This is a genomic window from Micromonospora sp. SL4-19 (genome assembly GCF_047921475.1).
GTDB lineage: Bacteria > Actinomycetota > Actinomycetes > Mycobacteriales > Micromonosporaceae > Micromonospora.
Genome location: NZ_JBLROB010000084.1, coordinates 1 through 689 on the forward strand (window position 1 = coordinate 1; position 689 = coordinate 689).

Annotated in this window: 1 protein-coding gene; it reads left to right on the forward strand. The window is 71.3% G+C overall.

From position 1 onward, the window contains the following. A partial coding sequence (locus ACNAVT_RS31790) for a low temperature requirement protein A (protein WP_416301695.1) occupies positions 1-689 on the forward strand: 689 nt, incomplete at both ends.

Below are 689 nucleotides of genomic sequence, written 5' to 3' on the forward strand. Positions count from 1 at the left end.
CCGGTGCTGATGACGGTCGGCATGGCGTCGCTGTTCACCTTCGCCCTGTCGCTGCCGCAGGCGTTCCGGGATGTGCGGGGCGCCGCCGGGCCGATCGTGGCAGCGGTCAGCTACATCGTGTTCCGCCTGGTGCACGTGCTGCTCTACCGACACGCGGCGCGGGACAACCCCGACGAGCTCCGGCAGCTGATGCGGTTGGCCCCGGAGTTGGCGGGCAGCACCCTGCTGCTGCTCGCCGCCGCGCTGATCCCCCCGGCCATGCACGGCTCCGCCGCGGCGCCACTCGTCCGGGACGGGCTGTGGGCCCTGGTCGTGCTGCTCCAGTACGGCACCGGCCAACTCACCAGAACCTGGACAGGGCGCCTCGCCTCCGCCGAGCACTGGACCGAGCGGTACGACCTGATCCTGATCATCGCCCTGGGCGAGTCGGTCATCTCGGTCGGCGTCGGCAGCAACCTGATCGGGCAGCCGCCCACCGCGGCTGCCGTGGGTGCGGCGGTGCTCGGCATCTTCTTCACCGCCGCGCTCTGGTGGGCGCACTACGACATGATCGGGCCGTCCGCCCGGATCGCCCTGCACGCGGCGCAGGACGGACCCCGGGTAACCATGGCCCGGGACGCCTACGCGTACTGCTATCTGCCGATGATCGCCGGCATCATCCTCTTCGCGCTCGGCGCCGAGGAGATCGT